Raw genomic sequence first — 3995 nt, forward strand, 5'->3', positions numbered from 1 at the left:
AACTAACCAACTCATAAAATTAGTCGAGGCATCAACATCAGTGAGATTACTAAAAATGTAAGTAAATGAACCAGCGAGAGTAACAGATGGATTCAACTTAAAAGCAACAGAACTACCGAAAGTATCAAGTTGAATTCCTTGATTAGCAATTGCTACCAAACCTGACCCACCAGCATTCGCTAATTCATTTGCATTGGGTGCAAACAATATCGAGCCAATATCAGATGAACTTAGTCCCGTTCCCAAAATATTGATCTGGTGATAACTATGAGCGTAATTCAGACCAATATCGAGATTTTTGGATGGTTTAACTGTTAGTTGAGTTGCCGCCACATAACTGCCATTAAAAAGACCCGCTCCTAGAGGAGTACCGGGAAATCCTTCATTAGTGGGAAGATTTGCTTGCACCGAGCCATATAACCCTCGCAAGTCTAATTTGTTGGAAATATTCCAGATAAATCCGGCGGCTGATGCTAATCCAGTTTGTGAAGTACCTCCAGATACCCGTTGCGCTGCTGGTAGATTGCTGAAGCGAGAAATAGATCCTTGTCCTTCTCCCGCAAAAGGTAGAATTGATGGAAAAGCATCAGTTACTTCTGCATTAGTTCCTGCAAATAAGGTTAAGTTGTTTGCCACAGGAAAAATGTAGAGCAATTTATAAAGATGGACGCTGTTGTTGCCACCAGTAGTTTCAAGAGTGGAAGGATTAACTGTTGGGAATTGCGGTTCGTATGATAAGCGTACATTACTAGCATTCCCAAAAACTACATCGCCATAACCTAGTGTTCCAGCAAGGCTACCACCAGTTGTAAAAGAAGGAAATGCCGCACTCGGTCCCCCACCAAAATTGTAAGCCTGAAGTCCTGTAATCAGTAAATCTTTGCCGGAAAAACTGGTTAATAGGTTGAGTCGAACGCGATTGTTAAAAACGATATTTGCATCTTTGCCTGCCTGGGGTATTGCCCCCGTTCCATCATTGGTATTATTGATAAAATCTTGATTTCCACCTGGGTAAGCAGAATAGGCACTCGCTATGCTAAAAATTGCTTCTCCACTCAACTTAGTTGTAGTTGAAAATTGTTGTCTTTCTAACTTAGCGGTGCGAGTTTCCAGAACATCGACTCGCCCTCGGAGTTTTGTTAGTTCATCAGAAAAATCCTGCTGCAATTTTTCGATTGTAGCTAAGTCTTCTTTATCGATCGAGTCTGGTTTTGTCGCTGCCACCAACTCAGTTATCCTGTTTAAACAGGCATTTAAACCCGCTGCAAATTCATAACGGGTCAGGGCACGATTCCCGCGAAAAGTTCTGTCAGGATAGCCCTCAATGCAACCATAGCGTTCCACCAAAGACTGTAGTGCCTGAAATGCCCAATCGGTCGGGTTCACATCTGATAATTGCGAAACCGATGTAACTTGGCCAAGTGGAGCTTCGGATGAAGCTAATTGAGCCAAAGCAGGAAGAGAGTTGAGTGGAACAACACTAAGCGCTAGGAAAGGAAAAAAAATTTTTCTGATGCCTTGTAGATAGTAATTCACCTGCATTCCTCACACACAAAATCTAGTCATCGGTACAGTAATATTAAACCGGCGTTGCATATGATGCAATAACTAGAGATTTAAAAAAATTTATGATAATCATCAATTATTTTCTATTGATTTATTGCCATAGTAATCTCTCACGATGACAATATTATCGGCCATTATTTCTCTCTTCTGCACCTGGCTGGCATTATACATAAGCTTTGAGCGGTTTGAGCGGGAAAGGAGTAAGCTTGTTTGGGATGGGGCTGATTTTCACTAAAGGTTTTTGCCTGTCGGTACTATACCTTGACAAAAGAATTTGATTGTGCATACCTTTGAATAGCAGCGATAGTGCATCCGCACCGCTACGCGATCGCGATTTCTTATGAAACAAAATTAAACAAAATTACTCAAATAGTAATCCGCAGAAAAACCTGGAAGTGACGCTCCTTTAGATGTGGTAAGAAATAGCTCGAAAATCAAAGATGCAAGCCTGAAATCTGACTGCAATCAACAGCGATATCACCAGAAAAAGCTACCCAAATAGGTAATTGCCTTCGGGACGAATTGAATTAAGCAGCGTCAAAGATAGCTTTGTTTCCCTGACTCCAAACTTAACAGTGGGATATGAGAATGTCAGCAATTTTGGTGATATCCAACTTTCCGGCGGTGCGAGAGTAAATACTTCTGGTATTGGTGGCGGTAGTATCCGAGTGCAAGCAGGAAAAGTCATTTTACAAAGCGATATCACCGCTATTTCCCAACAGGACGCACCCCAATTGCAAGGTACTGTGGTCATCAATACGCCGGAACTTGACCCCGATGATGGATTATTTGACTTGCCAGAAAATACCGTCGATACTACCAAACTGATTGTTTCTGCTTGTACTCGCAGTCTCAGAGAAGGCAGCTCGTTCATCTTCATCGGTAGAGGTGGGATACCGCCAAGTCCAACAGATCCTCTCCCCGATGAAGCTGTTTGGATGGATTTAAGACCAACAGCCGCACACCCAGAAAATCGAGCAAAAAAACCTATTTCCCTTTACCAGTCCCCACCTACCAGCCCCGAAATTGTGGAAGCTTCTGGATGGATTATCGCCCCAGATGGCCAAGTTACCCTCACTGCTGCTGCACCCACCGTAACGCAGCCTTCCCTAAATCCCCGTTCGTGTGCAGTAATAGAGCTTGAGTAAGAGCGATCGCAGCCGAGAAAAGTAGTACACTAAAAAGCTGTTCGAGTCAGCTTTGAGCAGAAAAAAATCGATAAACCTGTATTAATAACCAGCGTGCAAATACTTAATCTGCTTGCGAAGCTACCTAAAACTGAATCTTTTTCTTGCATAGTGAGGAAGTGAAATGTCTCTAGAATATCCCGATGACCTGAAGTACCTCGACAGCCACGAGTATGTGCGACTGGATGGCGAGATTGCGACGATCGGTATCACCGCCTTTGCCGTCAAAGAACTGGGCGATATAGTATTTGTGGAATTCCCAGATATCGGCGAAGCAGTGACAAAGGGAGAACCTTTCGGAAATGTTGAGTCCGTCAAAGCAGTTGAAACGTTAAACTCCCCAGTCACGGGTACTGTTGTGGAACGCAACGACCCCTTGTTAGATGACCCGGAAGTTTTGGGGGATGACCCCTACGGCGAAGGTTGGTTAATTAAGGTTCGCGTCAATGACCCAGGTGAAGTAGACGATGCTATGACTGCTGATGACTATCGCGCACTGGTAGATGGCGATTAGGGATTTTAGGTAAAGTAGGGTGGGCAATGCCCACGATCGCAGAAGCGATTTGTTAACACCGATTTTACCAGACATTGCTCACCCTACTTTTCCTACCTTTCCGATCTGCTTAAGTTTTCAATTCTTGTTACAAAGTAATAAGGAGTCAATTCTAGAGAGGAAATTGTGGTGACTTATACCACTTATACGCAATCTGGCAGTCAGCAGCAATTAGGAGAAAACAAAATAGAGTCAAGTTCTTTTCTGTGGCGGCATATAGGGCTGACTCCCGATAAAATGGAGCAAATGCTCGCAGTATTGGGACTGCCGACCCTGGATGCTTTGATCGATCGCGCCGTACCGCCAGCAATCCGGCTGAAACAACCGCTACAATTACCAGCAGCCCGCAGCGAGTACGCCGCCTTAGCTGAATTAAAAGAAATCGCCTCGAAAAACCAGGTGTTTCGATCGCTCATCGGTATGGGCTATTACAATTGCATTACCCCGCCCGTCATTCAACGCAATATCCTCGAAAATCCCGGTTGGTACACCGCCTACACGCCCTATCAAGCCGAAATCGCCCAAGGACGACTCGAAGCGCTGCTGAATTTCCAGACAATGGTAATTGACTTGACCGGCTTAGAAATAGCCAACGCTTCTTTATTAGATGAAGCAACAGCAGCCGCAGAAGCCATGACCATGAGTTATGGTTTATCTAAAAATAAGGCAAAAGCTTTCTTTGTTTCTCA

At 44.0% G+C, this 3995-nt stretch carries 4 protein-coding genes and 1 pseudogene; 3 read left to right on the top strand and 2 right to left on the bottom strand.

Translation table 11 applies throughout. The annotated features are described in order from the left end of the window. Positions 1-1536 (bottom strand): iron uptake porin (locus tag H6S82_RS21850; RefSeq protein WP_347339527.1); only part of this gene is annotated, 1536 nt, incomplete at its 3' end. A 193-nt stretch (positions 1537-1729) separates the two neighbouring features. After that, complete coding sequence (locus H6S82_RS21855; protein ID WP_190462632.1) at positions 1730-1915, bottom strand: hypothetical protein; 186 nt, start codon at positions 1913-1915, stop codon at positions 1730-1732. A gap of 157 nt (positions 1916-2072) precedes the next feature. Between H6S82_RS21855 and H6S82_RS21860 the strand changes: the two genes are divergently transcribed. The 3 genes and pseudogenes from H6S82_RS21860 to H6S82_RS21870 all read left to right on the top strand — a co-directional run. After that, a complete protein-coding gene (locus H6S82_RS21860; protein ID WP_190462633.1) occupies positions 2073-2714 on the top strand; it encodes an S-layer family protein in 642 nt (213 codons plus the stop codon). 163 nt (positions 2715-2877) lie between these two features. Next, positions 2878-3267, top strand: a complete 390-nt coding sequence (gene gcvH, locus H6S82_RS21865; protein WP_190462635.1) for a glycine cleavage system protein GcvH — start codon at positions 2878-2880, stop codon at positions 3265-3267. Positions 3268-3492: 225 nt separating this feature from the next. Beyond that, positions 3493-3995 (top strand): annotated as a pseudogene (locus tag H6S82_RS21870) (glycine dehydrogenase (aminomethyl-transferring)); the annotation flags it as partial.

The organism is Planktothrix sp. FACHB-1355 (assembly GCF_014748295.1).
In the GTDB taxonomy this organism is placed as follows: Bacteria; Cyanobacteriota; Cyanobacteriia; order Cyanobacteriales; family Aerosakkonemataceae; genus Aerosakkonema; species Aerosakkonema funiforme_A.